The sequence below is a fragment of the Labrys okinawensis genome (assembly GCF_047345005.1).
GTDB lineage: Bacteria > Pseudomonadota > Alphaproteobacteria > Rhizobiales > Labraceae > Labrys > Labrys okinawensis.
Genome location: NZ_CP178864.1, coordinates 4,619,598 through 4,645,261, shown reverse-complemented (window position 1 = coordinate 4,645,261; position 25,664 = coordinate 4,619,598). Strand labels below are relative to the sequence as shown.

The following is a 25,664-nucleotide window of genomic DNA, read 5'->3' as shown; positions in this document are numbered from 1 at the left end:
GCAAGACAGGCGTTCGGACTATGGTGGCGAAGATGGATCTATCTTCCGGAAAATCCGAACAATGAAGCTGGACGGCATTTCAAGTTTCGTGGCGGTCGCCGAAGCGGGTTCGATCAGCGAGGCGGCTCGAAGCTTGCGTCTGTCGAAATCGGTGGTCAGCGAGAGGCTGGGGGAATTGGAAAGAAGCGTCGGGGCGAAGCTGCTGCACCGTACAACGCGCCGTCTGTCGGTGACAGAGGATGGGGCGGCCTTTCTCGAGCGCGCCCGGCGCATCCTTCGGGAAGTGGAGGAGGCGAGTGCGGATCTCTCCGAGCGGCGGGGTACGCTGGCCGGGCTCATGCGCATCGCAGCGCCGATCACCTTCGCCCATTTGCATCTGGGGCCGGCGCTCTATCGCTTCCTTGCGGCCCATCCGCAGATCGAACTGACCCTCGATCTCGACGACCGCCGCGTCGACATTGCCTCGGGCGCCTATGACGGCGTAATCAGGCATGGCGTGATCGACGATTCACGTCTGATGGTCTGGCGTTTGGCCCCAAGCAGGCGCCTGCTCGTGGCCTCCGACGACTATCTCGCCCGCCATGGCATGCCGCACTCGATCGCCGAACTCGACGGCCACAGGGGCATCTTCTACACCAATCGCGGCGTGGCGGATTGGCGCTTCCTCGGGCCGGAAGGTGCTGAGATCGTGCGGGCCAAAGTGGCGCTGCGCGTCAACAATGGCGCCATGATCCTTGACGCCGCCTTGGCGGGTCTCGGCATCGCCTTGCTGCCGACCTTCATCGCCGGGCCGCTCATTCGTTCGGGCGGGCTGCGCGTCGTCGATGTCGGCATCCGCCCGGAAGGTGAAGCGATCTTCCTCGCCCATCCCGAAGGGCGGCGTCCTTCCGCCAAGCTGCGGGCACTGGCCGATTACCTGCGCCGGGCCTTCGGCGATCCGCCTTACTGGGAGGAGGGGGTGTCCATCCAAGCTCCCGCTTGATATGGAGGCCCTTCCTCGAATGCCTCCCAGCAGCAGGATTGACCAGATGAATGAACTGCCCGCACCCCTGAAAATGCGCCCTCTCGGCAAGAGTGGCTTTTCCGTAAGCTCGGTCGCGTGGGGCATGTGGCGCTTCGGCGGGGAGGATCTCGCAACAGCGCAGAAGCTGGTGGAGACGGCGCTCGAGGCCGGCGTGACTCTGTTCGACACCGCCGATATCTACGGTCCGAAGAGCCAAGGAGGCTTCGGCGCCGCCGAGACGCAGCTCGGCCGCGTCTTCGGCGCCGCTCCCGGGCTCCGGGCGCAGATGATCCTGGCTTCGAAAGGCGGCATCGTTCCCGGCACGCCCTACAATTCCTCTGCCGCCTATCTCTCCTCCGCCATCGATGCCTCGCTCAGGCGCATGAATGCCGAGCGTATCGACCTGTGGCAGATCCACCGGCCCGATATCCTCACCCATCCCGGCGAGATCGCCTCCGCCCTGGAGACTGCGCATCGCGCTGGCAAGATCGGGGCCATCGGCGTCTCGAACTATACTGTGCCGCAGACGCAGGCTCTCGCCGCCTTTCTCAGCCTGCCCATCGTCAGCCACCAGCCGGAATTCTCCGCCCTGCATCTCGATCCGCTAACCGACGGCATATTGGATCAGTCGATCCAATATGATATGGCCGTGTTGGCCTGGTCCCCGCTTGGCGGCGGCCGGCTGGCGCAGCCTCAGGATGAGCGGTCGCATGCGGTCGTGGCCCTGTTCGACGCCAAGGCTTCGGAGACGGGTGTCTCGCGAACTGCGGTGGCATTGAGCTGGCTGATGGCCCATCCCTCCCGCACCATCCCGATCGTCGGCACCCAGAACCTCGACCGTATCCGCGAGATTCCGCAGATCTATGTGCCGCGCTGGAGCAGGGCGGAATGGTATGCCGTCCTTGTCGCGTCCCGTGGCGAGAAGCTGCCGTAGCGCTTGGAAAGGACGTGTCCTATGACAAAAGAGCGGATCGTCCGACACGCTCTTGAGTGTTGCAGAGACGTCCGCGTTCCCAGGAAAAGCATCCGCATCCTTAGAGCAAAATGCGATCAGGCAGGAGCGGATTACGAAATTAACTTAACGGTACCAAAAGCATTTTGCGATCCGTGGTGGTTCGATCTGAAAGTAAAACGCTCTAGCGCCACGGCATCTGGAACAGTGCTCGGTCGCGAAACCCTTCTGCAAGATGGTCGATCCAGGCCCGCACCGGGGCGGGTAGCCCCGTTCTGTTGGTGAAGACGAGATGCACGATGCCTTCCTCGCCATGCCAGCCGGGAAACAGCCGCACGAGACGGCCCGTGCGCAGCGCTTCGACCGCTATATGATCCGGAATGAAGGCGACGCCGAGGCCCGCGATCGCCGCCTCCTTCAAGGCGACGAAGCTCGAACAGCCCAGTCGTGGCTTGTTCACGAGGCGGTAGGTCCGACGATCCGGACCCTCTAGCTCCCAGCTTTGTGCGCCCTCGTCTTCATTCGAGCTGAGCATTGGCAGCGAGCCCAGGGCCTCGATGTCGCGCACATCGCCAAGACCATTCGCGAAGGCCGGGCTCGCGAGCAGGATGCGCCGGCTGCGCCCGACGCTACGCATGGCCAGAGCAGCATCGGTGGTGAGCGAGACACGCACACGCAGGGCGACATCAACATCTTCGGCAATCAGATCGACCGGTCTGTCGGCGACGAGGATTCGAATGTCAACAAGTGGATACTTGCGCAGGAAGCCGGGCAGCAGTGGCGAGACCAGTTCAAGCAGGCCCGACGGACAACTGAAGCGGACGGAGCCGCGCGGTTCGGCCTGAGCGGCCGCGATTTGCGCTTCGGCCCGTTCGACCGTGTCAAGCGCGCTGCGGCAATTCTCATGGAAGGATCGGCCGGTCTCCGTAACCCGGAAACGCCGCGAGGAGCGTTCGATCAGCCGCACGCCAAGCCGGGTTTCGAGCTGCGCCACCCGTCGGCTGAGCTTGGACTTCGGCAGGCGCAAAGCGCGTCCAGCCGCTGCGAAGCCGCCATGACGGACGACCTCGCTGAAATAGAGGATGTCGTTCAGGTCCTGCATCCGGGCCTCATCGTTCCATTGGTGGAACGCAAAGTACCACAGCTCACCTCTACCGCTGTCATCGTTCCGAAAATAACTCAAGGCCATGCGAAATCATTCGCTTGAACAAACGGAACAGGACAATGACCAGGAAATTGGAAGGCAAGTTCGCTCTCGTCACCGGCGGCAGCACAGGCATCGGCTTTGGCATCGCCAGGCAATTCGCCCGCGAGGGCGCCACCGTCTTCGTGACTGGCCGCCGCCAGGCCGAGCTTGACGCCGCCGTCAAGGAAATAGGCCCGAACGCCATCGGCATTCGCAACGACATCTCCGATCTCGCCGATCTTGATCGGCTCTACGCCACCGTCCGCCAGACGACCGACCATCTCGACATCGTTGCGGCAAATGCCGGTGGCGGCGAGTTCGCCCCGCTCGGTACCATCACCGAAGAGCATTTCGATAGGACCTTTGCGATCAATGTGAAGGGCACCCTGTTCACGGTGCAGAAGGCCCTGCCGCTGTTGCGAGAGGGCGCCTCGATCATCCTGACGTCATCGACCAGCACCACGCGCGCTCTGCCGGCCTTCAGCGTCTATGCCGCCACCAAGGCGGCGATCCGCAATTTTGCGCGGCACTGGATGCTCGACCTCAAGGATCGGCATATCCGCGTAAACGCCATCAGCCCCGGCCCGACCACCACCCCCGGCCTGCAAGGCCTGACGTCGAACGAGGAGGAGTGGAAGCAGTTCCAGCAGCTTGCCGCCTCGCAGGTCCCGATGGGCCGGATCGGCGAGCCGGAGGAGATCGGCAAGGCCGCCGTCTTCCTCGCCTCGGACGATGCGAGCTTTATCAACGGCATTGAGCTCTTCGTCGATGGCGGCATGGCGCAGATCTGAGCTGCACTTCGTGGCGACCTGGGAGTGCGGACGTCCCCTCCGCTCTTGAATCGGAGGCGGCGCAGAAAGGAATGGCGCCTTCCATCAAGGCCGCCCCCGTTTCAGGGCGCGGCCGAAATTCGTGTTGCATCCCGACAACGGGTGTCGTCGCTCAAGAGGCGGACAAGATGTCGTTGCTCCCAGTGGCCAACCCATACTCCGCCGCACTCTCGCTCAGCCAGTGCCAGAAGCTGCCGGCCATGGAGCGAAAGAGGGCGATCTCATAGGTTGGAGCATCGTCGAGCTGCCAGAGCATCACGCCGATATGGGAGCAGGCGGTGACGGCAGCGTCCCCTGGGCCGAAGACGCGCCGGTGCAGATCGATATCGAGGCCCTTGGCGAAGGTGTCGCGGGCGCGGGGGCCGCCGATACGCAGCATGGCATAGCCAGAGGACTGGTCGGTGACAGCGGCAATGCCGGCGAGAACCTGGGTGAGTTCGTCGGCGAAGGCGCCGCTCGCCTCACTATCCCGGGTCAGCAGCCAGGTGCCGGGGCCGGTGCCGATGGCGGCCAGGGAGCCGGAAACAACACGCTTGGGGCCGGAGGGCAGGCGCAGGCCATAACCCGCTTCCATGCGTGCGGCGAGGGCTCCCGCCTGGCCCTTGCGGGCGGCGAGGACGATCAGTTCCAGATCCGATCGGTCCTGGACGGTGACGCCATTGGCATGGCCCACCGGCTTCAGCAGGCCGTCGAAGGCGCTGCGTTTCCCAAGAAGGAGCGGGCCGGCCGCGAGGGTGTCAGACATGGAGGCGGCTCCCTTCCGGATCGAAGAAGATGGGCGAGACGATCTCCACCTCGATATCGCCATTGCGCACGGGATCGTAGGCGCGCACCACCTCGCCATGGCGCGAGGGGCCGCCGACCAGCAGGCCGAGGCCGATCCAGCTTTCCAGCATCGGCGAGCAGACCACCGAAGTGACGAAACCTTCGTCGTTCTTCGCTTCAGCGGCGGCGCCCTTCTTGAGGAAATGGGCCCCGGCGCGCAGGCGGTCGGCCGGGTTGACCGGCTTGAGGCCCACGAGCGCAGGGCGATCAGCGGCTACGAGCGCGGGGCGTCGTGCAAGTATACGGCCGATATAATCCTTCTTGGTGGACATCATCTTGCCGAGGCCAAGATCCCTGGCGGTGGTCTGGCCGTTGAGCTCGTTGCCGGCGACATGGCCCTTCTCGACGCGCATGACGCCGAGCGCCTCGGTGCCATAGGCGCAGCCGCCGAATTCGCCGGCCAGCGCCATCAGCGCCTTGAGCAGCGCCAGGCCGTAATGGGCCGGCACGGCGATCTCATAGGCAAGCTCGCCGGAGAAGGAGAGCCGGTAGAGGCGGGACGACACATTGCCGAGCGGAAGAGGAGCGCAGCCCATATAGGGGAAGGCCTTGTCGGAGAGATCGACATCGGGGCCATAGAGTTTCTGCAGGAGTTCGCGCGCCTTCGGGCCGGCCACCGAATATTGCGACCATTGCTCGGTGATCGAGGCGAGAGAGACGTCGAGTTCCGGCCAGAGCACCTGGCGGCAGAATTCAAGGTGCTGCATCACCTTCACGGCATTCGCTGTTGTGGTCGACATCACGAAATGATCGGGCGCGAAGCGGGCAGACGTCCCGTCATCCATGACGAAGCCGTCCTCGCGCAGCATCAGGCCGTAGCGCGCCTTGCCGACCGCCACGGTGGAGAAGGTGTTGATGTAGACGCGATCGAGGAAGGCGCCGGCATCGGCGCCCTTGATGTCGATCTTGCCAAGGGTGGAGACGTCGCAGATGCCGACTGCGGAGCGGGTGGTGCGGACCTCCCGCGAGACACTCTCCAGCCAGTCCTTCTCGCCGGGCCTGGTGAACCATTGCGGGCGCAGCCATTGGCCGGCCTCGACCATGGTGGCCCCGTTGGCAATCGACCAGTCATGGCCGGCGGTAAGGCGCGTCGCCTTGAAATGCCTGCCACGATGGGGTCCCGCGAGCGCGCCGATCGCCACCGGCAGATGCGGCGGGCGGGCAGCCGTGGTGCCGACATCGGTCATCGGGCGGCCGAGCAATGCGGCCATCATGGCATGGCCTGCCACGCCGGAGGTCTTGCCCTGGTCCGTCGCCATGCCGAGCGTGGTGTAGCGCTTGAGATGTTCGACCGAGCGGAAACCCTCGCGATGGGCGATCTCGATATCCTTGGCGGTGACATCGTTCTGCTGGTCGACGAAAGCCTTCGAACCGCTCTCGGCCACGTGCCAGAGCGGCTTGAGGCCGACCGGCTCGTCTTCGCTGGATGGCAGGGGTGCGCTGCCGGCGGAAAAGCCGCAGTCGGCCGCGGCTACCCGTCCCGCTTCCGTGCCCGTACGCAGGCAGGCGCCCAGCGAGAAATCGCCGTTGGCGGCGCCCGCCACTGCCATGCCCTCTGGCAGGTCGCCGGGCAGGAAGGCCGCCAGCTGGTCTGACCAGCGCGGCCTGTTGCCCTTATGGGTGGTGAGGGCAACCTGTGGGTTCCAGCCACCGGAAACGGCAAGGAAATCGGCCGTGAGGGTCTCGCGGCTGCGGTCGCTGAGGACTTCCACCGCCTTGATGCCCGAGGCGCCGCCCCTCGCGTCCGTTACGCGGGCGCCGAGCATAATGCGCATGCCGATCTTCGAGGCCCAGCCGGAAACATCCGGGCTGACTTCCTGGCGGGCGTCGACAATGGCTGCCACCGTCACGCCCGCGGCGGTGAGATCGGCGGCGCAGCGCCAGCCATCGTCGGCGGTGGTGAAGACCACGGCCTTGCGGCCCGGCGCCACGCCATAGCGGTTGAGATAGGTGCGCGCGGCGGAGGCGAGCATGACGCCCGGCCGGTCGTTGCCGCCGAACACGATCGGCCGCTCCACAGCACCCATGGCATTCACACAGCGCCTGGCCATGATGTGCCAGAGGCGCTGGCGCGGCTGGTGCTCCGGCGGCAGGGGCAGATGATCCGACACTCGTTCCAGTGCGCCATAGGTGCCGCCGTCATAGGTGCCGAATACCTGCGTGCGGCGCATGATCCGCACGTCCGGCATGGCTTCCAGTTCTGCCTCGACCTCGGAGGCGAACACGGCGCCCGGCTTGCCATCGATCTCCTGGCGTTCGGCGAGCAGGCGGCCGCCGAGGCGAAAATCGTCTTCGCACAGGATGACGCGCGCGCCGGCGCGGCCGGCCTCCAGCGCCGCCATCAGGCCGGCGGGCCCGGAGCCGATCACCAGTACGTCGCAGAAGGCGGCCGCCTTTTCGTAGCGGTCGGGATCGGGCATTCCACTCGCCTTACCGAGGCCGGCGGCGCGGCGGATCATCGGCTCATAGACCTTCTCCCAGAAGGAAGCAGGCCACATGAAGGTCTTGTAGTAGAAGCCGCCGACGAAGAGCGGTCCCGCAAGCTGGTTCACCGAGAGCAGGTCGAGGGCCAGCGAAGGCCAGCGGTTCTGGCTTGCTGCCTCGAGCCCTTCATAGAGTTCGACCGTGGTCGCCTTGGTGTTCGGCTCGCGCCTTGCCCCCGCACGCAGTTCCACCAGCGCGTTCGGCTCCTCAGGGCCGGCGGTGAAGATGCCGCGCGGACGGTGATATTTGAAGGAGCGGCCGACCAGGCGCACGCCGTTGGCGAGCAGCGCCGAGGCGAGCGTATCGCCGGCCAGGCCCTGATAGCGCTTGCCGTCGAACTGGAAGCCGACGGGGCTGGCGCGGTCGAGAAGGCCGGCGGAGGGAAGGCGGAAGGAGACGGCATCGCTCATGACGCGGCTCCCGTCGCGTCCTGCACCAGTACGGCTTGCGAGATCGCATGGGTGCGCGTGTTGCGCTTCACCCTGAGCCAGGAGCGGCATCCGGAGGAGTGGTACCAGAGTTCCTCATGCTCTCCTTCGGGATTGTCGCGCAAATAGGCGTAATCGAAGAAGAGTTTGCCGGCCTCCGGCGCCGACGGATCGGGCCGCACCGGCGTGGCATCGCCGAGATAGGTGAATTCGTGCACGCCGCGCGCACCGCAATAGGGACAGGCAATCCGCATCGAACAGCACTTTCTAAAGCAAAATGCGTTCAGGTTGAAACAGCATTCCAACGTAACGCGGTGGCAGAAGTGGCATCTTGCGATTCCTGGTAATTCGGTCTGAAAGTGAAGCGCTAGTGGAGATTGGGCTGGGCGCCCTGGCCCTTTTCGTCGATCACCGCTCCGGTCTCGAAGCGGTCGAGCCGATAGGCCTTGGCGACCTCATGCGGCTCGTCCTTGGCGATCAGATGGGCGAAACACCAGCCCGAGGCGGGCGTTGCCTTGAAGCCGCCATAGCACCATCCGCAATTGAGGTAGAGGCCGTCGATGCCGCTCTTGTCGATGATCGGCGAACCGTCCATCGACATGTCCATGATGCCACCCCAACTGCGCAGGAGGCGCAGGCGCCCGATCATCGGCATCACGGCCATGCCGCCCTCGCAGACATCCTCGACCACCGGCAGATTGCCGCGCTGGGCGTAGGAATTGTAGCCGTCGATGTCGCCGCCGAAGACGAGGCCGCCCTTGTCGGACTGGCTGACATAGAAATGCCCCGCCCCGAAAGTGATCACGCCCGGGATCAGCGGCTTCAGCCCCTCGGACACAAAGGCCTGCAGCACATGGCTCTCGATCGGCAGGCGCAGGCCTGCGAGGGCGCCGACCTTCGAGGTGTTGCCAGCCACCGCCATGCCGATCTTCCTGGCGCGCAGCGTGCCGCGCGTGGTCTCGACGCCGACGATGCGGCCCCCCTCGCGCACGAAGCCCTTCACCTCGCAATTCTGCACGATGTCGACGCCGCGATCACTGGCCCCGCGGGCATAGCCCCAGGCCACGGCGTCATGGCGGGCGGTGCCGCCGCGGCGCTGCAGGAGGCCGCCCTGGATGGGAAAGCGCGCATCGTCGAAATTGAGGAAGGGCGCCATCGCCCTGACGCCATCCTGGTCAAGCAACTCGGCATCGACGCCGTGCAGGCGCATGGCGTTGCCGCGCCTTGCATAGGCGTCACGCTGAGCGTCGGAATGATAGAGGTTGAGCACGCCGCGCTGGCTCATCATGGCATTGTAATTGAAGTCCTGCTCCAGGCCTTCCCACAGCTTCATCGAATGCTCGTAGAAAGGGATATTTCCGGGCAGCAGATAGTTGGAGCGCACGATCGTGGTATTGCGACCGGCATTGCCGCCCCCGATCCAGCCTTTTTCGAGCACCGCGACCTTGGTGATGCCGAATTCCTTGGCGAGGTAATAGGCCGTCGCCAGGCCGTGCCCGCCGCCGCCGATGATGATGACGTCGTAGGAGAGCCGCGGCTCGGCATCGCGCCAAGCCGGCTGCCAGCTGCGATGGCCGGTGAGGGCGTTCTTCAGGAGGGAAAAAACGGAATAGTGCATCAGGCTTCTTGGCGGAGGTAAGGTGGAGAGCTTCGGGCGGGGCAAAGGGTTAGAAATCGATGTTAACCCACAGTGAAAGATTATTCCTGTCTATGCAACATCTTTACGAGCATAGTATGGATGAATTGGGGATCAATGCAGCGCCGCCCGGAAGAGCCGCGGCATCATCGCGCGGAGGGATCATGGGCACGACATCACAGGCCGTCATCACCCGGGCCGAGGAACGGCCACAGGAGACGTGGGACGATCCGGTTAAGGGGAGCGTTGCCTGGCATACACTGTTCAGTGCCGGTCTCACGCCGACGGATGCCATGTGCGCCGGTATCGCCATTCTGACGCCCGGTGGCAACAATCCGCCCCATCGCCATGCCGAGGCCGAAATCTACCTGATCCTGGAAGGTTCGGGTGTGCTTACCGTCGAGGATGAGGAAAGCGCGGTGACCAAGGGGGTGGCCGTCTTCATCCCCGGCAATGCCTGGCATGCCCTGCGCAACAGTGGCGATGGTGATCTGAGGCTGTTCTATGTCTTTCCCACCGGCCGTTTTTCGGACGTGGTCTATGAGTTCCCGGCGTGACGGGATGATTGGAAGAGGCAACCAGCAGGCCCCCGGCCATCGATGGGGCGAACCGCGACAGGCACACCTCCGGGAGGAGGTCGAAGACCCGCTGCAGGTTGGCGACTTTCAGAGCGTCTTAACTTTCAGATCGAATCACCAAGAATCGCAAAATGCTTTTGATACCAGTCAGTTAATTCCGAAATCCGCTCCTACCTGCACGCATTTTGCTCTATACAGGATTAGCGTTTCCATCGTCTGTTCCGCCTGATAGCGTTCCAGTTCCCGGCCGGCAACTAGGAGGAACACCTGTGACCACCGACGCTGCCTGGGATCCTGCCGAACGGGTCCGCGAGCTGTCCTATCGCCTCGTGCGCTGGCCGAGCGAAACGGGCACGCCGGACGAAGCTTCCTTCGGCGAGAAGCTCGCCGGGCTCTTGTGCGAACTGCCTTATTTCAAGGCTCATCCCGAAGACATCACGTTGATCGACAGCCACGGCTCGCCGCTGACCCGGAACATTGTGGCTGTGGTGCGCGGCAGCGGCCGGCGCACTCTGGCGCTGGCGGGGCATTATGATGTGGTGTCCGTCGGCAATTATCGCGATCTTGCGCCGTTGGCCTTCGAGCCCGACCAATTGAAGGACGCCCTGATTGCCGACCTGTCGAGCCGGCCGCTGACTCCCAGCGAGGAGCGGGCGCTTGATGATTTCCGCAGCGGGGATTTCGTCCCTGGGCGGGGCATGCTCGACATGAAGAGCGGCATTGCCGCCGGCATCGCCGTGCTCGAGGAATTTGCGGGGCAAGCGGAACGCGAGGGCAACCTCATCCTCTTTGTCACGCCGGACGAGGAGCGCAACTCGCAGGGTATGCGCAGCCTGCGCCGGGCCCTGCCGGCCCTGATGACGCGCTGGGGCCTCGACATCGTCGCAGGCATCAACCTCGACGCCACCAGCGACCAGGGCGATGGCTCGGAGGGGAGGGCAATCTATCGGGGCACCATCGGCAAGCTCCTGCCCTTCGCTTTCGTGATTGGTCAGCCCTCGCATGCAAGCTACCCGTTCGAGGGCATCAGCGCCCATCTGATCGCGGCGGAGATCATGCGGGCGATCGAGGCCAATGCCGAGCTTTGCGATCGCGCTAGCGGCGAGGTGTCCCCGCCACCGATCTGCCTGGAGGCCCGCGACTTCCGCGGCGGCTATGAGGTGACGACGCCCGAGCGCACCTGGATCGCCTTCAACTGGCTCTCCCATTCGCGCACGCCCGAGGAGTTGTTCGGCCTGTTCCGCGCGAAAGTGCACGGGGCGTTGCTACGCGCTCTCCAGCATTTCAACATGCAAGCCGAGCTTTATGCCCATTATCTCGGCGCTGCCCAGCCTTCCGGTGTGCAGGACGCCCGGGTACTGACGGCTTCCGAACTGCTGCTGGAACTTGCCCGCGTCGGCGGCAAGGCGGCCGCGAATCGCATCGAAGTGCTGGAAGCCGCGCTTGCCGGCAATGACAATCCGCTCCAGCTCACGCGCGAACTCGTGGATGCGATGGTGGCTGAGGCACGTATCACCGGGCCTGCCGTTATCGTCGGCTTCGGCAGCCTGCATTATCCCCATACCCATCTCGACGATGCGCACCCATCTCACAGGGCTTTCGCACGGGCGCTGGAAGCAGCGCGCCTCGCGACGGAACGGGAATTCGACACGCGGCTCAAATACCGCGACTATTTCACCGGCATTTCCGACATGAGCTTCCTCGGCCATGCATCGAGGGAAGACGATAGCCGTATCGTTGCGGCCAACACACCGGCCACCCGGCATATCGATGAGACCGTGCCGGACGCGCTGTCCTATCCTGCTGTGAATATCGGGCCCTGGGGGCGTGAGTTTCACCAAAGGCTGGAGCGTGTCCATGCACCCTACGCCTTTGGCATCCTGCCGCATTTCCTCCGGGCCATCGCCGTGGAAGTTCTCAGTCCACGCTCCCCGCCAAGCCTGGGGGCATCCCTGTCAGGCGTTCGGGGAGATGGCTGACAGGTGAGGTCTTGCCGGTCGGCGGCCGATTCACGCCTCCGTGATGTCCATCGGTTCGCCGTTGCGGTGCCGGTCGGGCTTGATGCGCGGCTGCCCGAGCCACGCCTTGCGTTCGGCGAGCCAGCCCTCGGCCAGCTTGAGAGCGTCCGTCGTCATGCGGTAGGTCCGTACCCGGCCGCTCTTTTCGGAGAGGACGATGCCTGCGGCCTCGAGCACGCTGAGGTGCTTGAGCACGGCTGGCAGGCCCATGGAGAGCGGCACGGCGAGTTCGGTCACGGCGGCGGGGCCTTGGCAGAGCCGATCCACCATGCTGCGGCGGCTCGCATCGGCGAGGGCATGAAACATTCTGTCGAGGGCTTGCGCGTCGGGGCTGGATGCCACGTCAGCTGCCTTTCTCGACCGGGAAACAGAAGCGGAAGCGCTTGGAAACATCAACATCGCAGGATACTGGCTGGAGGTAAGATGGTGCTGGTCGAAGAAGAAAGGAAGGTGAAATAGTGGTCATCGGCAGATTTGTTGTCTCCAATACTTTACCATTTGGCTAAGTGTTATTTGAAACAAAATCACGATTACCGACGGTTCGCTGATCAGCTAACTTTCTATCACAATCCTGAATTCTAAGACGATGGCTGTTGTATTCAAGATCCGAGGGCCGCAAAAAGAAGCCCGCGACGCGGGCTTGTATAGGGTACCGAGAGAACCGAGCGAAGGTGCGAACGACACAGCATGGAGGGGATCTGTTCGGAGATCGCTGCGCCATTCGCCAGTACAATTTAGACGTCCTCCGCCCTTCGCACACTCCGTCAAATATGACGTGTTTATCTTGACGTAATGGCAGGTCGCGAATCGGTAAAATCTCGTCCTGGCGCATGGACGCTCGAGTGTCCGGCAGGCGCGTTTGACAGGCATTGAACCAGGATAACGCCGCTACTTCTGCAGCCAGTCTGGAAGCCGATAACGGCCTGGTCGGGCGTGGGTGCGGGCAGTTACCGATCACATTCGAATCGGTCGGCTGCGCCGGGCGGCTGGTCCATATCCCCTTCCGATCTCAAGAGTGCGATGCCGTGGCCAGAAGCGAGATCACGGTCCCACCAGGTCCCGGTCTCGGGCTTGAGCTCGCCATCGGTCTTGGCAAGTGATTCACGGCCCCCATCCGCCCTTCGAACGGAGGCTGAAGCGTTTTGCAAGATGGAGGAATTGGCAAGTCTCACAAAGACGCGTCGAAACAAGGTGTTAGAACAAGCAACGTTTCCGCTCAAACGCGCTTGCTCTGGGGCGTGCGGACCTTTGGGATTCCCAAGGACGGGCATCGATCTGTGGGGGCGCGCGCTCAATGCGTGGGCGCTTCGCCGACAGACACGCCAATCCGATCCAGGATTTGCCGAAGCGCGCCCTCCAGAGGCTGACTGCGGTGCCGAAGGCAATAAGCCCGTAGCTGGTTCCGCAGGATGGTGCTGTCGCTCAGGACCGTAGCGGGCTCGCTGCCGCCGATGGAAGCGGTGTAATCCGTCTTCGTCATCGCCCCGGCATAACCATCGAGATAGCCCCTTGCCCAGGTCACGATCTGGCTGTCGAGATGGGCATGTTGCTTGATCGCGAAGGCACAGCGCATGTCACCATAGTCGATAGCCCTCTCGGCGGCACGGGCCGGCCCCTCCAGGAAAACGACGACCGAGCATCCGAGACATACAGCCAGAAGGGCAGCCGGAACCGCTCGCATGACGACCTCCCGCTTCTTCGTTGGCACGCGCCAGTGACGCGCTGCCAGTCTCGACACCCCCCAAGTCCAAAGGTCACATTACCATAGGCGAAAACTGTGGCGCGAGCGGGACTTGCGCGCTCTTAATCGAATGGCCGCTTGCGGCACGAGATTTCGGTCCTCTGCGGCAAGTAGTGGCGTCAGTTGGAACCTGCTGCCGGCATAATCCGCTTTTGTGAAGGGCTGGGCGAGGTCTCGTCCACGGAATGCCTTTTTCATTTATTAGTCTAACAGCACTGCACAAGCCAAAGATCAGGAGATGTTCTGATGAGGTATTTTGGTGAAAAGCTGTTTTTGATTTTCGTTGTTTCGTCGATGCCTATTTCCGGTGCAACCGCAAGTGTCTGTTCCAGCCAGATTGCACAATTGCGGCAAGCCATGCCGCACAATAGTGACGTTCCAGCTCCAGTGGTTGCGTCGGCGCCGCAATCCGTCAGCGCCCAGCTCGACCGCCAGCCGACGCCCGCTTCGATAGAGCGTGCCAAGCAGATTGCGCAGGCCAATGTCGAGGCAGCGCTGATGCAGGCGCAAACCTATGATGATCAGGGAAAGACGCAGGAATGCGAGAGCGCCGTCGGCAAGGCGCGCCTGATGCTCAATCCCTAAGGCGACGACTGCTCTGGGGCGTTTTGCCTTCAGATCGGTTCACCAAGAATCGCAAAAATGCTTTTGATACCAGTAATTTATTCTCGAATTCCGCGCCTGCTTGAACGCATTTAGCTCTAGGGTCGAAACTCATTCAAGCTATTGAAAGAATTTTTCCAATGTGATTCAAAGCTTTGAATGAAGCTTGGAGCTTGGATCATGGCGAATGAGTTCTGGTTCAGTGACGATCAATGGGCGAGGATTGAGCCACTCTTGCCGAAGCATCGATCCGGCGCGCATCGGGTCGATGATCGCCGGGTCATCAGCGGCATTGTCCACGTCCTCAAAAGTGGGTGCCGCTGGCAAGATTGCCCAGCTCGGTACGGTCCGGCGACCACCGTCTATAATCGCTTTCGACGTTGGACGATGCAGGGAATTTGGCGTCGCCTGTTCCTCGCCTTGATCGAGGTTACTCCTGGCGAGGCGCAGATGATCGACTCCACAACCGCCAAGGCCCATCGTTCCGCCGCTGGCGGAAAAGGGGGGACCAAATTCAAGCGATCGGGCGCTCACGCGCTGGCCGCACGACCAAAATCCATGCCGTTGTAGACGGTTGGGGACGACCAATAGCCTTCGAAGTGACCCCCGGCCAATTGGGCGATGTCAGAGTAGCCCTGCCTTTGCTCGCTTCTTTGCCGCCAGCCGCCTTGTGTGCGGCAGACACTGCCTATGACAGCGATGGCCTCCGCCAATTCTTGCTGGAGCGCGGAACTCGGCCGGTCATACCCAACAATCCAACCCGCAAGCGACCTCATCCCTTCTATCCACCCCTCTACAGAGAGAGAAATCTTATCGAACGTATGTTCTGCAGGCTCAAGGACTGGCGGCGCATCGCAACACGCTATGACAAACTCGCTATCGTCTTCGCTGCAGGCGTATACCTCGCTGCTGCCGTCACCTGGTGGCTCTGATTGAGTCTCGACCCTAGGGGCAGGGCCATTTTTCGTGGAAGGCACTGCCTGCAAGTGTCATGAAGGATTCGCTCTGCCTGTCCGCATGGGCATCGAGATAGGCGGCGGCCACGCCGGCCATTTGCGGAATCGTGACATCGGCTGGCTTACAGAAGCGGCTGTCAGCCGGCAGGATGCGGCCGACGCCCGCGAGATCGTCGATGTTGATGGCGCAGTAGAAGCTCGGCAGAATGAGATCGTTGCTGGTCGAGGCGTTATTGGCGGCGAGGCTGTGGCAGGCCTGCACATAAAACGCGCCGCTGCCGGGAATCGTCTGGGCGCCGACAGAGGATTGGAGACCCGCCAGGAGGACGGCCGACAGCAGAAGCGTTTTAACCATCTGAAATCCCTCCACGGGCCACCAATAGTCCTATCGGGCAAGGCTGTCTCCTCAATTGTTTCCCCTGAGAGGGCGCCTGCAGGTGCTGGCTTCGGATATTGGCGGGTGCAATTCACATCCGTTGCGCTCGCAGGAAATCGAGGTCGCAGCCCTCTTCCGCCTGGAGCACGTGATCGCGATAGAGCTTGGCCCAGCCGCGCTCGCCGGCCATCGTCTGCATCCTGGCTTCCCGGGCCCGCAGAACAGCGTCGTCGACCAGCAGGTCGAGCCGACGCTCTGCGACGCTGATCTTGATGCGGTCGCCGGTCTCGATGCGTGCCAGCGGCCCGCCCGCGGCAGCTTCCGGCGAGATGTGCAGCACGATGGTGCCATAGGCTGTGCCGCTCATGCGTGCGTCGGAGAGGCGCAGCATGTCCTTGACGCCGCGGCGGGCAAGCTTGGCGGGGATCGGGATATATCCGGCTTCCGGCATTCCGCAGGCCTTCGGGCCGGCATTGCGCAGCACCAGCGCGTCCTCGGGCTCCACATCGAGATCGGGGCTGTCGATGCGCTCGGCGAGGTCCAGCAACCCGTCGAAGACGACCGCGCGGGCCGTCTTCTCGAACAGGTTCGCGTCCGCGGCGGCACGCTTCAGGATGGCGCCGTTGGGGGCGAGATTGCCATAGAGCGCAACGAGACCGCCATCGGCGCGGATCGGCTTGTCGAGCGGGCGGATGATATCGCCGTCGATCCATTCGCCGGCCGGCGGGAGCTGTTCACCGAGCGTCTCGCCGGTGATTGTCAGGGTGCCGAGATCGAGATGGGCCTCGAGCCGGCGCAGCAGGGCGCCGACACCGCCTGCATTGAAGAAATCCTCCATATAGCCATGGCCGGTCGGCTTGAGGTCCACGAGCACGGGCGTCGCATCCGAAACGCGGTTTAGTGCCTTCAGATCCACCTTGAGGCCGAGCCGTCCGGCGATGGCGGCGAGGTGGACGACCGCATTGGTCGAGCCTCCAATGGCGAGCAGCACCTTGACGGCATTATCGACGCTGGCCTGGGTGATGACCGCGTCGAGGGTGCGGCCGGAGAACGCCAGCTCCATGGCCGCGGTGCCGCTTGCCTCTGCCGCCCGTAGGCGGTCGGCATGCACGGCGGGGATGGCGGCGGTGCCGGGCAGCATCAGCCCCATCGTCTCGCACAGGATCGCCATCGTGCTCGCCGTGCCCATCACGGCGCAGGTGCCGGAGGTGGTGGCGAGCCTTCCCTCGACGGTGTCGATCGCCTCGTCGCTGAACTCGCCGGCGCGGTAACGACCCCAGAAGCGGCGGCAATCCGTGCAGGCGCCCAGGCGTTCGCCCTGGTAGCGGCCGGTCATCATCGGCCCCGTGGCGAGCAGGATGGCGGGCTTGCCGGCCGAAGCCGCGCCCATCACCAGGGCCGGCAGCGTTTTGTCGCAGCCGCCGACCAGCACCACCGCATCCATCGGCTGGGCGCGGATCATCTCCTCCACATCCATGGCCATGAGGTTGCGGAACATCATGCTGGTCGGGTTGAGGAAGACTTCGCCGAGCGAGGTCACCGGGAAGTCGAGCGGCAGGCCGCCGGCCGCCAGAACCCCACGCTTCACCGCCTCGATCAGCTCGGGCACGCCTCGATGACAATTGTTGAAGCCGCTTGCCGTCCAGGTGATGCCGATGATCGGCTTCGACAGCATCCGGCGCGAATAGCCCATGGAGAGGGCGAAGGAGCGCCGGAGATAGGCGGCAAAGCGCGGATCGCCGTAATTGGTCAAGCCGCCGACGATGCCGGGAGGACTGGCAGCCATGGAGGTCCCTCTGTCGTCAGGAAAACCGCGCTTGGGGTTCGGGCGTGTCTCCCGGCAATAGGCCCACTCCGCCGGCGTTGGTCAACAAGCGACGTGTTTACCGATGGCCGGTGCTCCCGATATCGCCAGAGGGCAACGGCGACCTGCCTGCTTCACGATGGCTGCAACTGCTCGCGTGAGCGGGAAGGCAGGGGTGGAAAGGCCAGCGACACCGCCACCGCGCCAAGGGCAACGGCGAAGGACCCGATATAGAGCCAGCGATAATCGTTGAAATTGTCGAAGATCCAGCCGCCGGCCACCGGCCCGAAGGCCATGCCGATGCTGGAGGCCATCGTGACCGCGCCGAACACCGTGCCCATGATGCGCGGCCCAAAATATTCGCGCGCCAGCACCGCATAGAGCGGCATCACCCCGCCATAGGCCGTGCCGAACACGATGGAGAGGAGATAGAACTGCTCGAGCCGGGTGACATAGAGATAGGCGCTGATGGCAAGCGCCTGGACGAGGAGCCCAGCGACCAGGACCGGCTTGACGCCGATGCGGTCCGCCATCACGCCCAGAAGCAGGCGGCCGCCAAGCCCTGCGAGGCCTTCGACACTGTAGATGCTGACGGCAGCCAGCGCCGAGATGCCGCAGATCATGGCATAGCTCACCATGTGGAAGATTGGTCCGGAATGGGCGGCGCAGCAGAAGAAAAAGGTGAGGGCGAGCACGATGAATTGCGGCGTGCGGAAGGCCTGTGCGGCGGTGAAACTTGTCGTCCCGATCTCCGTCTGCATCGCCGACGTAGCGTCACTGGACGCCAGCGGCGCGGGCCTGATCAGCAGGGCGGCCGGGAGCAGCAGCACCCAGGCGGCAATGCCCACCGTCAGCATGGCGTCGCGCCAGCCGAAGGCACCGATCAGCCAGGTGGCGAAGGGCGACACCGTCATCGGCGCTACCCCGATGCCCGCCGAGACCAGCGAGACGGCGAGGCTGCGGTTGCGTTCGAACCAGGTGGTGACCGAGGCGATCATCGGCGCAAAGAAGGCCCCGCCTGCGATGCCGACGATGATGCCATAGGTGAGCTGAAATTCGAGGAGCGTATCGGCTCGGCTTGCCAGCGCCAGGCCGAGCCCGAGAAGGGCGGAGCCCGCGAGCGCCACCGGCCGCGCCCCGAAGCGATCGCTCGCGGTACCCCACGCAAAGCCGGCCACGCCCATGAACAGGAAGTCGAGTGTCATCGCACTCGAAATGCCGGCATGCGACCAGCCGGTATCGGCGGACATCGGCCGCTGGAACACCGCCAGCGAAAACATGGCGCCGGCCCCAACGCAGGTCATCAAGGCACCGACCGCGACAATCACCCAACCGTAGAAGAGTTTCATCCGCATGATTCCCGTCTCGAGCCGTAGTTGTTACTGTGATGCTCTGAGGACGAATGAAAGGGACGCAAACCGACAGGCTGGATGAGATTATTCGCCGACGAAAGCGAGGGCAATCCGGGTGCACGGGCATCCTGCCCGTTCTTTCCGTTCTACAGGCGCGGCGGTTCAAGTACGGGCAGGATGCCCGTGCACCGGGATTTACTCATGCAGCCCGGGCGCCTCGTGCCCGGTGCGCGCCACATATTCGCTATAGCCGCCGCCATATTGGTGGACGCCCTCCGGCGTCAGCTCCAGCACGCGGTTGGAGAGGGCCGCCAGGAAGCGGCGGTCATGCGAGACGAACAGCATCGAGCCCTCGAATTGCGAGAGCGCCTGGATCAGCATCTCCTTGGTGGCCATGTCGAGATGGTTGGTCGGCTCGTCCAGCACCAGGAAGTTCGGCGGGTCGTAGAGCATCTTGGCCATCACCAGCCTGGCCTTCTCGCCGCCCGAGAGCACACGGCAACGTTTTTCGACATCGTCGCCCGAGAAGCCGAAGCAGCCGGCCAGTGCCCGGAGGGAGCCCTGGCCGGCCTGCGGGAAGGAATCTTCCAGCGTCTCGAAGATGGTGCGCTCGCCGTCGAGCAGGTCCATGGCATGCTGGGCGAAATAGCCCATCTTCACGCTGCCGCCCTGGGTGACCGAGCCCGCATCGGGCTCCGCCGAACCGGCGATCAGCTTCAGCAGCGTCGACTTGCCGGCGCCGTTGACGCCCATCACGCACCAGCGCTCCTTGCGGCGCACCTGGAAGTTCAGGCCCTCATAGATGCTGCGTACGCCATAGCTCTTGTGGACGTTCTTGAGGCTAACGACATCCTCGCCCGAGCGCGGGGCGGGCTGAAATTCGAACACGATGGTCTGGCGCCGGCGCGGCGGCTCGACCTTCTCGATCTTCTCGAGCTTCTTGACCCGGCTCTGCACCTGGGCGGCATGCGACGCGCGCGCCTTGAAGCGCTCGATGAACTTGATCTCCTTGGCGAGCATGGCCTGCTGGCGCTCGAACTGGGCCTGCTGCTGCTTCTCGTTGAGCGCGCGCTGCTGCTCGTAGAATTCATAGTCGCCCGAATAGGTGTTGAGCGAGCCGCCGTCGATCTCGACCACCTTGGAAACAATGCGGTTCATGAACTCGCGGTCATGCGAGGTCATCAGCAGGGCGCCCTCATAGCCCTTGAGGAACCCTTCGAGCCAGATCAGGCTCTCAAGGTCGAGATGGTTGCTCGGCTCGTCGAGCAGCATGGCATCGGGGCGCATCAGAAGGATGCGGGCGAGCGCCACGCGCATCTTCCAGCCGCCGGAAAGGGCGCCGACGTCGCCGTCCATCATCGCCTCGCTGAAGCTGAGGCCAGCCAGCACCTCCCGCGCCCGGCCTTCCAGCGCATAGCCGTCGAGCTCCTCGAAGCGGCCCTGCACCTCGCCATAGCGCATGACGATCTCATCCATCTCGTCCATGCGGTCGGGATCGGCCATGGCGGCCTCCAGCGCTTTCAGCTCGGCTGCCACCTCGCTGACCGGTCCGGCGCCATCCATCACCTCGGCAACGGCGCTGCGGCCCGCCATCTCGCCGACATCCTGGCTGAAATAGCCGATGGTGACACCGCGATCGACGGCGACGCGCCCCTCGTCCGGCTCTTCCTCGCCGGTGATCATGCGGAAAAGCGTGGTCTTGCCGGCCCCGTTCGGGCCGACAAGACCGGCCTTCTCGCCCTTCAAAAGCGCCGCGGAGGTCTCGATGAAGAGAAGATGGTTGCCGTTCTGCTTGGAGATGTTTTCGAGACGAATCATGGATGCCGGAAGCCGATGGAAATTGCGGGGCTCTTTAAGCGATGCGCCTGGCCGGTGAAAGGGTGGCGAGCGCAATCGTGCGATTGGCCCGTTCCCGATATCGCCCGAGGGCATGACGGGCCGATGTCGCCGGCCTGGTCATCACACGCCGAGCCAGCGCAGGTTGCTTGGCAATCCACCACCGCGAAGTCAGCCCGCGGCACGCGCCGGCGCTGCGGTTCGCTGGCGGTATCCGAGTCACGCGCAATCCACGCTGTCGAGCGCCGATTGAATGCCTCGTGCGCCGTGGATACCGATGGTCATCCCATCGGCTCCGGGCGGGGAGGGAATATCCCTATCGGGATTTGGCCTTGGCAAGCGTCTCGCGCTGGGCGAGCAGGCGCTCGAGTTCCGCCTCCTGCTCTGCGATGCGCTCGGCGCCGAGGTCGTCATCTCCCGCGCCCGAATAGGCGGCGGCTTGTTCGACCAGTTCGCGAAGATTCTCCCGGAGCGCGGCGATGCGGATATCGAGTTCGTCGAGGTCGGACATGTCACTCTCCTGGCAGCCTAAACAGACCTTCGTTGGCAGGCCAACCTTTGGTCCGCTTTGTTCTTTGTCTTATTGCAGATCTTCATCGGAAAACCGTAGAATAGTTTTCCGGAATTTGCTTAGGGGTCAGGCGCGGGGCGGGACATTGGCGAAGAGAGGGCCAAGCCCCTCGGCAATGGTGAGGTGGACGATAACGGCATCGCGCAGCCTGGTATAGGGCAAGCCGCCCAGCATGGCAGTCTGTATGACGGCTGCGATCTCGCCGGCTTCCGAACCGATCATGGTGAAGCCGAGAATGCTGTCGTCCTCGCTGCTCACCAGCACTTTCATGAAGCCCTCCTTCTCGCCCGTCGCCGCCGTTCGCAGCACGTTGTGCATCGGAAGGCGCGCCACGCGCACGGGGATATTGCGCCTTTGTGCCTCCCCCTCGCTGAGGCCAACGCGGGCGAGCGGTGGATCGGTGAACATGACATAGGGGACCAGCCGATCATCGGTACGGCGGTTGCCGCCGGCCATATTGTCGCGCACGATGCGGAAATCGTCGACCGAGACCTGCGTGAATTGCGGGCTGCCGGCGCCTTCGCCGATGGCCCACACGCCGGCAGCGCTCGTCTCCAGGCGCTCCGTCACGCGGATGAAGCCGTGGGCGTCGAGCTCGATGCCGGCAAGATCGAGGCCGATATCGGCGGTGTTCGGCACCCGCCCGACAGCCACCAGAAGGTCGCTGCCTTCGATGCGCCGTTCGCCGGCCGGCGTCCGCACGACAACCGTCACCTCATCGCCCGACAGGCCGCGAACCTCGACCGGCTTGCCGCCCAGCAGGACCTCGATGCCCTCGCGGACCAGGATGGCCTGCATCTCCTTGGCAACGTCGCCGTCCTCCCGGCCCATCAGCTGGGCGCCAGGCTCGATCACCGTGACGCGGCTGCCGAAGCGGCGATAGGCCTGCGCCATCTCGATGCCGACATAGCCTCCGCCCAATACGATGAGGTGAGAAGGGAGGTAATCCAGTTCAAGCGCTTCAATATGGGTGAGGGCGCGTGCGGCCTCCAGGCCTGGTATGGCCGGGATGGCGGCATGGGTGCCGATATTGACCACGACCTGGCTGCCTTCGAGGAGGCGCGTGCCGCCTTCGTTGAGCTGCACCTCGATGGTACGGGGTGCAACGAAGCGGCCGCTGCCCATGATCAGCTCGGCGCCGCTCTCCTTGTAGGCGTTGAGATGGAAAGCGATCTCGGCTTCGACCATCGCCTGTTTGCGCTGGCGCACCTTGGCCATGTCGGTGGAGACGGGGCCAGTATTGGTGCCGTAGTCGCCGGCATGCCGCACGGTGTGGGCGACGTGAGCGCTCCACACTTCGTTCTTGCTCGGCAGGCAGGCTACGGCGGGGCAGGAACCGCCGACCCAGCGGCGTTCGACCACGGCAACCTTCTGGCCGGAGCGGGCAAGATGCCAGGCCAGCAATTTGCCGCCCTGGCCGCTGCCGAGGATCAAGGTATCGAAATGTTCAGGCTGTGACATCGGGCTCTCCTGTGCTGCAACGCCGATGGGAGAAAGACTATGAGAAGAAATCGAGCTTGTTAATGCCGATATTGCTCACTAATATGCTCATTCGTCTCAATCAGAGTATAGCCTCATGGATTGGCTGAGTCACCTCCTGGCCATGGTGCTGGTAAGCGGACGCCTCGATCTGCGCTGTCTCTATGGTGCGCCCTGGCGCATCGACCAGGCGGCAGCCGAGCCGGGGGCGATCGCCTATCACGCGGTGCTGGCTGGGTCGGCGATCATTGAGGATCCGGAGGGAGGCCGATCACATCGCTTGTTTGCCGGCGACATTCTGCTGCTGCCGTCAGGCCGTGCCCACACGCTGCATGATGGGGGAGGCGCGGCGCCCGTGCCGGCCAATAGCCGGCCGGCTCTTAATCTCGTCTTCAGCGAGAATGCCGGCCCTGGCGAGAAGCTGGATATGCTGTGCGGCCACTTCGTCACCTCGCCCCAGCACAATCGCATGCTGCGGCACTATCTGCCGCCACTCCTGGTGGTGCGCGGTGCAGGAGATCGGACCGCGACCGGCGGAAGCACAGCCGGTGTCCAGGTCGGCGGCCTGGTCACGCTGATGCGGGCCGAGACGGATGGCGAGACTCTCGGCGGGCGGGCCATGCTGAACGCCTTTTCGGCCGCCCTTTTCACACTGGCCCTGCGGCTCGCCAGTGAGGCCGAGGAGCCGCCGGCCGGCCTGCTCGCTCTCGCCGGCCATCCCCGCCTGGCACCCGCTCTCTCCGCGATGTTCCAGGAACCGGCCCGCCCCTGGACGCTGCCCGACTTGGCGCGTCTCTGCCATATGTCCCGGGCCACGCTTGCCCGCCATTTCCAGGAAAGCCTCGGCTGCTCAGCCGCCGATCTCCTGCTCGACATCCGCATGACGCTCGCGGCCAACGAACTGAAGAAGCCGATGCAATCCACCGCGGCCGTCGCCGAACTCGTCGGCTATCAATCGGAGGCTGCCTTCCAGCGGGTGTTCAAGCAGCAGATGGGCATGACCCCGGCGCGATGGCGCCAGACCGCGCGTGCGGCCGATTGAAGGAGAGGGGACCTTACCTTGTTTTCGCCTTGCGGATCGCGCCGGGGCCGGGATTGGCCTCGCGTTTCTTGGACCCACGTGCGCGGCGATCCGCCAATTCGCCTCCATTCATGTCTATCTCCATGAATCTTAAGGAACAAATCGTTCCTGGCGAAACTTCACCCTTTGCAAGAATACCGTGAAGTAGGCACGTGGCGGCGCATGCGTCCCCCACGTGCGATTGTTTTGACTACGCTGTGGTCAGGCGCTGACGATATTAGCCGTGCAGCTTGTTAGCGACCTCGGCGATCTTTCGGCCCTGGTACCGGGCTCCGGTCAGTTCGTTCGCGGTCGGCATGCGCGAGCCATCGCCGCCGGCGATCGTCGTAGCGCCGTAGGGCGACCCGCCTGTGATCTCGTCCAGCGTCATCTGCCCGGCGTGGCCATAATCGAGGCCGACGACCACCATGCCGAAATGCAGGAGATTGGTGATGATGGAGAATAGGGTCGTCTCCTGTCCGCCATGTTGCGTGGCGGTTGAGGAGAAGGCGCCGCCGACCTTTCCATGCAGCGCCCCGCGCGCCCAAAGGCCACCTGCCTGGTCAAGGAAATTGGCCATTTGCGACGACAAACGCCCGAACCTGGTCCCCGTGCCGACGATGATCGCATCGTACTCGGCAAGCTCATTGACCGTTGCGATCGGCGCGGCCTGATCGACCTTGTAGTGGGAGGCGCGTGCAACTGCGTCGGGTACGAGTTCAGGGACGCGCTTGATATCGACCTGTGCACCGGTTTCCCGGGCTCCCTCGGCAACGGCCTGCGCCATTGTCTCGATATGGCCGTATGCCGAGTAATATAGAACCAGGACCTTGGACATGGCTTCCTCCTCTCACAAATAATGCGGTCGACATCTCGTGCCAGAGGATGTTGACCATGACGTAATCTGCATCTGCGATTGCCATGATAGCAAGAATGCCGGCTTCTTTAATTGCTGCGCGGCAGACAATTCCAACATTGCAAAAATGCGATACTTTCCCGCTCCGCGCATTTGTAACGCCCTGGACCATTCCCGCGGGCCATTTTTCTATCCGTGCCCACAGTCCCGCAGCTATCGGGGGATGGAGCAGATTCCGCTTGAAGTGACTCTATGGACAGCGATGACCCTCGAGATCTGGCGCTTTACGAGAGGAAACAGGTCCGCCGGTGTGCGGCCCTCTGGTCCGCTTCGCGCGAACAATGGCAGTGCGACGATGCCGGCCCTGATTGTGGGTGCCGGCCTCGGTATCCGACCGGAATTCTTCTCGCGCGAGGCGATCGGGCCCGCACGGCTCGGCCGGGTTACTGCCTGATTGCTCTGTTCCCTGGGTCGCTGTCTATTGGGTGACGCCACCCGAGGAAGCAGCACCAAAGCGTGTCGAAGTCCTCGGCAATCATCCGATCGAAAAGCCCGCTCCAAATTGAATGAGAAATGAGGAATATCTTATGTTGGATCAATGGAGTAACTTCTTTGTCATGGTGGGCAGCGGTGCGGCGGCGCTGGCAGGCTTGATCTTTGTCGCGATTTCGATCAATCCAGAAAGTATTGTCCGAAACTCTACACATAAGAACCGGGCAATTAATATGCTTTCGGGCTTCAGCGCTATTTTCATGGCCTGTGGCTTTGCGCTTTTTGGAAATCAATATCTTATAGCACTTGGCTTGGAATGGCTCTTTCTTTGGCTTGTTGCGACGATTATATTTATCAGAGGTTATATGGTAGCTATCAGAGCGGGGATGAGTTCTATTGGGTTGAATGTGCCCCGTCTTGCAGGCGGCACAATGTGCTACCTTGCTGAAGTTGTTGGCGCAATTTTCCTTATTTTTGGGTATAGCGCAGGATTTCAAATCGCAGCTATAGCAACCATTATTTTGTTCGCCTTCCTCATTTCGGGTGCATGGCTGCTTATTATCGGCATCTACGAAGACCCAACTTAAATGGTTGGCCA

Annotated in this window: 22 protein-coding genes; 9 read left to right on the top strand and 13 right to left on the bottom strand. The window is 63.3% G+C overall.

Going from position 1 to position 25,664, the window contains the following annotated elements:
- The first annotated feature begins 61 nt into the window (after positions 1-61).
- Positions 62-982: a LysR substrate-binding domain-containing protein gene (locus ACMDCR_RS21710; protein ID WP_413988614.1), complete on the top strand. Its 921-nt coding sequence runs from the start codon at positions 62-64 to the stop codon at positions 980-982.
- 46 nt (positions 983-1,028) lie between these two features.
- Positions 1,029-1,937 (top strand): aldo/keto reductase, encoded by a 909-nt coding sequence (locus ACMDCR_RS21705; protein ID WP_413988613.1) that lies wholly within the window; start codon positions 1,029-1,031, stop codon positions 1,935-1,937.
- A 202-nt stretch (positions 1,938-2,139) separates the two neighbouring features.
- Here ACMDCR_RS21705 and ACMDCR_RS21700 read toward each other — a convergent pair whose 3' ends face one another.
- Positions 2,140-3,057, bottom strand: coding sequence for a LysR substrate-binding domain-containing protein (locus ACMDCR_RS21700; protein ID WP_413988612.1), 918 nt, complete (start codon positions 3,055-3,057; stop codon positions 2,140-2,142).
- A gap of 122 nt (positions 3,058-3,179) precedes the next feature.
- Here ACMDCR_RS21700 and ACMDCR_RS21695 point away from each other — a divergent pair, with 122 nt between their 5' ends.
- Positions 3,180-3,932, top strand: a complete 753-nt coding sequence (locus ACMDCR_RS21695; protein WP_413988611.1) for an SDR family NAD(P)-dependent oxidoreductase — start codon at positions 3,180-3,182, stop codon at positions 3,930-3,932.
- Positions 3,933-4,083: 151 nt separating this feature from the next.
- Here ACMDCR_RS21695 and ACMDCR_RS21690 read toward each other — a convergent pair whose 3' ends face one another.
- The 4 genes from ACMDCR_RS21690 to ACMDCR_RS21675 form a co-directional block, all read right to left on the bottom strand.
- The gene (locus tag ACMDCR_RS21690) at positions 4,084-4,716 is read right to left on the bottom strand and encodes a sarcosine oxidase subunit gamma (protein ID WP_413988610.1); all 633 of its coding nucleotides are present in this window, start codon (positions 4,714-4,716) and stop codon (positions 4,084-4,086) included.
- The gene (locus ACMDCR_RS21685) at positions 4,709-7,690 is read right to left on the bottom strand and encodes a sarcosine oxidase subunit alpha family protein (protein ID WP_413988609.1); all 2,982 of its coding nucleotides are present in this window, start codon (positions 7,688-7,690) and stop codon (positions 4,709-4,711) included. The genes ACMDCR_RS21690 and ACMDCR_RS21685 overlap by 8 nt, the downstream gene beginning before the upstream one ends.
- Positions 7,687-7,962 (bottom strand): sarcosine oxidase subunit delta, encoded by a 276-nt coding sequence (locus ACMDCR_RS21680; RefSeq protein WP_413988608.1) that lies wholly within the window; start codon positions 7,960-7,962, stop codon positions 7,687-7,689. The genes ACMDCR_RS21685 and ACMDCR_RS21680 overlap by 4 nt, the downstream gene beginning before the upstream one ends.
- Before the next feature lie 113 nt (positions 7,963-8,075).
- Positions 8,076-9,326 carry a sarcosine oxidase subunit beta family protein gene (locus tag ACMDCR_RS21675; protein ID WP_413988607.1) on the bottom strand — a complete coding sequence of 417 codons (1,251 nt, stop codon included), beginning with the start codon at positions 9,324-9,326 and terminating at the stop codon, positions 8,076-8,078.
- A 182-nt stretch (positions 9,327-9,508) separates the two neighbouring features.
- Between ACMDCR_RS21675 and ACMDCR_RS21670 the strand changes: the two genes are divergently transcribed.
- Together ACMDCR_RS21670 and ACMDCR_RS21665 are read left to right on the top strand one after the other, a co-directional pair.
- Complete coding sequence (locus tag ACMDCR_RS21670) at positions 9,509-9,901, top strand: cupin domain-containing protein (protein WP_413988606.1); 393 nt, start codon at positions 9,509-9,511, stop codon at positions 9,899-9,901.
- A 290-nt stretch (positions 9,902-10,191) separates the two neighbouring features.
- Positions 10,192-11,901 (top strand): M20/M25/M40 family metallo-hydrolase, encoded by a 1,710-nt coding sequence (locus tag ACMDCR_RS21665; protein ID WP_413988605.1) that lies wholly within the window; start codon positions 10,192-10,194, stop codon positions 11,899-11,901.
- A 30-nt stretch (positions 11,902-11,931) separates the two neighbouring features.
- Here the strand turns inward: ACMDCR_RS21665 and ACMDCR_RS21660 are convergent, their stop codons facing one another.
- Both ACMDCR_RS21660 and ACMDCR_RS21655 read right to left on the bottom strand, forming a co-directional pair.
- Positions 11,932-12,246, bottom strand: coding sequence for an ArsR/SmtB family transcription factor (locus tag ACMDCR_RS21660; protein WP_413993689.1), 315 nt, complete (start codon positions 12,244-12,246; stop codon positions 11,932-11,934).
- A gap of 985 nt (positions 12,247-13,231) precedes the next feature.
- Positions 13,232-13,621: a hypothetical protein gene (locus ACMDCR_RS21655; RefSeq protein WP_413988604.1), complete on the bottom strand. Its 390-nt coding sequence runs from the start codon at positions 13,619-13,621 to the stop codon at positions 13,232-13,234.
- A gap of 306 nt (positions 13,622-13,927) precedes the next feature.
- Here ACMDCR_RS21655 and ACMDCR_RS21650 point away from each other — a divergent pair, with 306 nt between their 5' ends.
- Both ACMDCR_RS21650 and ACMDCR_RS21645 read left to right on the top strand, forming a co-directional pair.
- A complete protein-coding gene (locus ACMDCR_RS21650; RefSeq protein ID WP_413988603.1) occupies positions 13,928-14,266 on the top strand; it encodes a hypothetical protein in 339 nt (112 codons plus the stop codon).
- 198 nt (positions 14,267-14,464) lie between these two features.
- A protein-coding gene (locus ACMDCR_RS21645) for an IS5 family transposase (protein ID WP_413988602.1) occupies positions 14,465-15,216 on the top strand; the annotation gives its coding sequence in 2 pieces (ribosomal slippage) (positions 14,465-14,798 and positions 14,798-15,216; 753 coding nt in all).
- A 491-nt stretch (positions 15,217-15,707) separates the two neighbouring features.
- On the opposite strand, the gene ACMDCR_RS21640 is transcribed toward ACMDCR_RS21645, so the two are convergent.
- The 5 genes from ACMDCR_RS21640 to ACMDCR_RS21620 all read right to left on the bottom strand — a co-directional run bounded on the left by ACMDCR_RS21640 (position 15,708) and on the right by ACMDCR_RS21620 (position 22,640).
- Positions 15,708-17,402, bottom strand: a complete 1,695-nt coding sequence (locus ACMDCR_RS21640) for a dihydroxy-acid dehydratase (protein WP_413988601.1) — start codon at positions 17,400-17,402, stop codon at positions 15,708-15,710.
- Between the two features lie 152 nt (positions 17,403-17,554).
- Positions 17,555-18,769, bottom strand: a complete 1,215-nt coding sequence (locus ACMDCR_RS21635) for an MFS transporter (protein WP_413988600.1) — start codon at positions 18,767-18,769, stop codon at positions 17,555-17,557.
- A gap of 198 nt (positions 18,770-18,967) precedes the next feature.
- Positions 18,968-20,590: an ABC-F family ATP-binding cassette domain-containing protein gene (locus ACMDCR_RS21630; RefSeq protein WP_413988599.1), complete on the bottom strand. Its 1,623-nt coding sequence runs from the start codon at positions 20,588-20,590 to the stop codon at positions 18,968-18,970.
- A gap of 334 nt (positions 20,591-20,924) precedes the next feature.
- The gene (locus ACMDCR_RS21625; protein WP_413988598.1) at positions 20,925-21,119 is read right to left on the bottom strand and encodes a hypothetical protein; all 195 of its coding nucleotides are present in this window, start codon (positions 21,117-21,119) and stop codon (positions 20,925-20,927) included.
- Between the two features lie 126 nt (positions 21,120-21,245).
- Positions 21,246-22,640 (bottom strand): FAD-dependent oxidoreductase, encoded by a 1,395-nt coding sequence (locus tag ACMDCR_RS21620; RefSeq protein ID WP_413988597.1) that lies wholly within the window; start codon positions 22,638-22,640, stop codon positions 21,246-21,248.
- A gap of 115 nt (positions 22,641-22,755) precedes the next feature.
- Between ACMDCR_RS21620 and ACMDCR_RS21615 the strand changes: the two genes are divergently transcribed.
- Positions 22,756-23,700 carry a cupin domain-containing protein gene (locus tag ACMDCR_RS21615; protein ID WP_413988596.1) on the top strand — a complete coding sequence of 315 codons (945 nt, stop codon included), beginning with the start codon at positions 22,756-22,758 and terminating at the stop codon, positions 23,698-23,700.
- 256 nt (positions 23,701-23,956) lie between these two features.
- On the opposite strand, the gene wrbA is transcribed toward ACMDCR_RS21615, so the two are convergent.
- On the bottom strand, positions 23,957-24,556 hold the full coding sequence (gene wrbA / locus ACMDCR_RS21610; protein WP_413988595.1) for an NAD(P)H:quinone oxidoreductase: 600 nt from the start codon (positions 24,554-24,556) through the stop codon (positions 23,957-23,959).
- A 605-nt stretch (positions 24,557-25,161) separates the two neighbouring features.
- Here wrbA and ACMDCR_RS21605 point away from each other — a divergent pair.
- Positions 25,162-25,653, top strand: a complete 492-nt coding sequence (locus tag ACMDCR_RS21605) for a hypothetical protein (RefSeq protein WP_413988594.1) — start codon at positions 25,162-25,164, stop codon at positions 25,651-25,653.
- The last annotated feature ends 11 nt before the right edge of the window (positions 25,654-25,664 follow it).

Bases quoted from the DNA above. Each gene is read 5' to 3' on its own strand.
- ACMDCR_RS21710 (WP_413988614.1), top strand. From the start codon at position 62: ATGAAGCTGGACGGCATTTCAAGTTTCGTGGCGGTCGCCGAAGCGGGT.
- ACMDCR_RS21705 (WP_413988613.1), top strand. From the start codon at position 1,029: ATGAATGAACTGCCCGCACCCCTGAAAATGCGCCCTCTCGGCAAGAGT.
- ACMDCR_RS21700 (WP_413988612.1), bottom strand. From the start codon at position 3,057: ATGCAGGACCTGAACGACATCCTCTATTTCAGCGAGGTCGTCCGTCAT.
- ACMDCR_RS21695 (WP_413988611.1), top strand. From the start codon at position 3,180: ATGACCAGGAAATTGGAAGGCAAGTTCGCTCTCGTCACCGGCGGCAGC.
- ACMDCR_RS21690 (WP_413988610.1), bottom strand. From the start codon at position 4,716: ATGTCTGACACCCTCGCGGCCGGCCCGCTCCTTCTTGGGAAACGCAGC.
- ACMDCR_RS21685 (WP_413988609.1), bottom strand. From the start codon at position 7,690: ATGAGCGATGCCGTCTCCTTCCGCCTTCCCTCCGCCGGCCTTCTCGAC.
- ACMDCR_RS21680 (WP_413988608.1), bottom strand. From the start codon at position 7,962: ATGCGGATTGCCTGTCCCTATTGCGGTGCGCGCGGCGTGCACGAATTC.
- ACMDCR_RS21675 (WP_413988607.1), bottom strand. From the start codon at position 9,326: ATGCACTATTCCGTTTTTTCCCTCCTGAAGAACGCCCTCACCGGCCAT.
- ACMDCR_RS21670 (WP_413988606.1), top strand. From the start codon at position 9,509: ATGGGCACGACATCACAGGCCGTCATCACCCGGGCCGAGGAACGGCCA.
- ACMDCR_RS21660 (WP_413993689.1), bottom strand. From the start codon at position 12,246: ATGTTTCATGCCCTCGCCGATGCGAGCCGCCGCAGCATGGTGGATCGG.
- ACMDCR_RS21655 (WP_413988604.1), bottom strand. From the start codon at position 13,621: ATGCGAGCGGTTCCGGCTGCCCTTCTGGCTGTATGTCTCGGATGCTCG.
- ACMDCR_RS21650 (WP_413988603.1), top strand. From the start codon at position 13,928: ATGAGGTATTTTGGTGAAAAGCTGTTTTTGATTTTCGTTGTTTCGTCG.
- ACMDCR_RS21640 (WP_413988601.1), bottom strand. From the start codon at position 17,402: ATGGCTGCCAGTCCTCCCGGCATCGTCGGCGGCTTGACCAATTACGGC.
- ACMDCR_RS21635 (WP_413988600.1), bottom strand. From the start codon at position 18,769: ATGAAACTCTTCTACGGTTGGGTGATTGTCGCGGTCGGTGCCTTGATG.
- ACMDCR_RS21630 (WP_413988599.1), bottom strand. From the start codon at position 20,590: ATGATTCGTCTCGAAAACATCTCCAAGCAGAACGGCAACCATCTTCTC.
- ACMDCR_RS21625 (WP_413988598.1), bottom strand. From the start codon at position 21,119: ATGTCCGACCTCGACGAACTCGATATCCGCATCGCCGCGCTCCGGGAG.
- ACMDCR_RS21620 (WP_413988597.1), bottom strand. From the start codon at position 22,640: ATGTCACAGCCTGAACATTTCGATACCTTGATCCTCGGCAGCGGCCAG.
- ACMDCR_RS21615 (WP_413988596.1), top strand. From the start codon at position 22,756: ATGGATTGGCTGAGTCACCTCCTGGCCATGGTGCTGGTAAGCGGACGC.
- wrbA (WP_413988595.1), bottom strand. From the start codon at position 24,556: ATGTCCAAGGTCCTGGTTCTATATTACTCGGCATACGGCCATATCGAG.
- ACMDCR_RS21605 (WP_413988594.1), top strand. From the start codon at position 25,162: ATGTTGGATCAATGGAGTAACTTCTTTGTCATGGTGGGCAGCGGTGCG.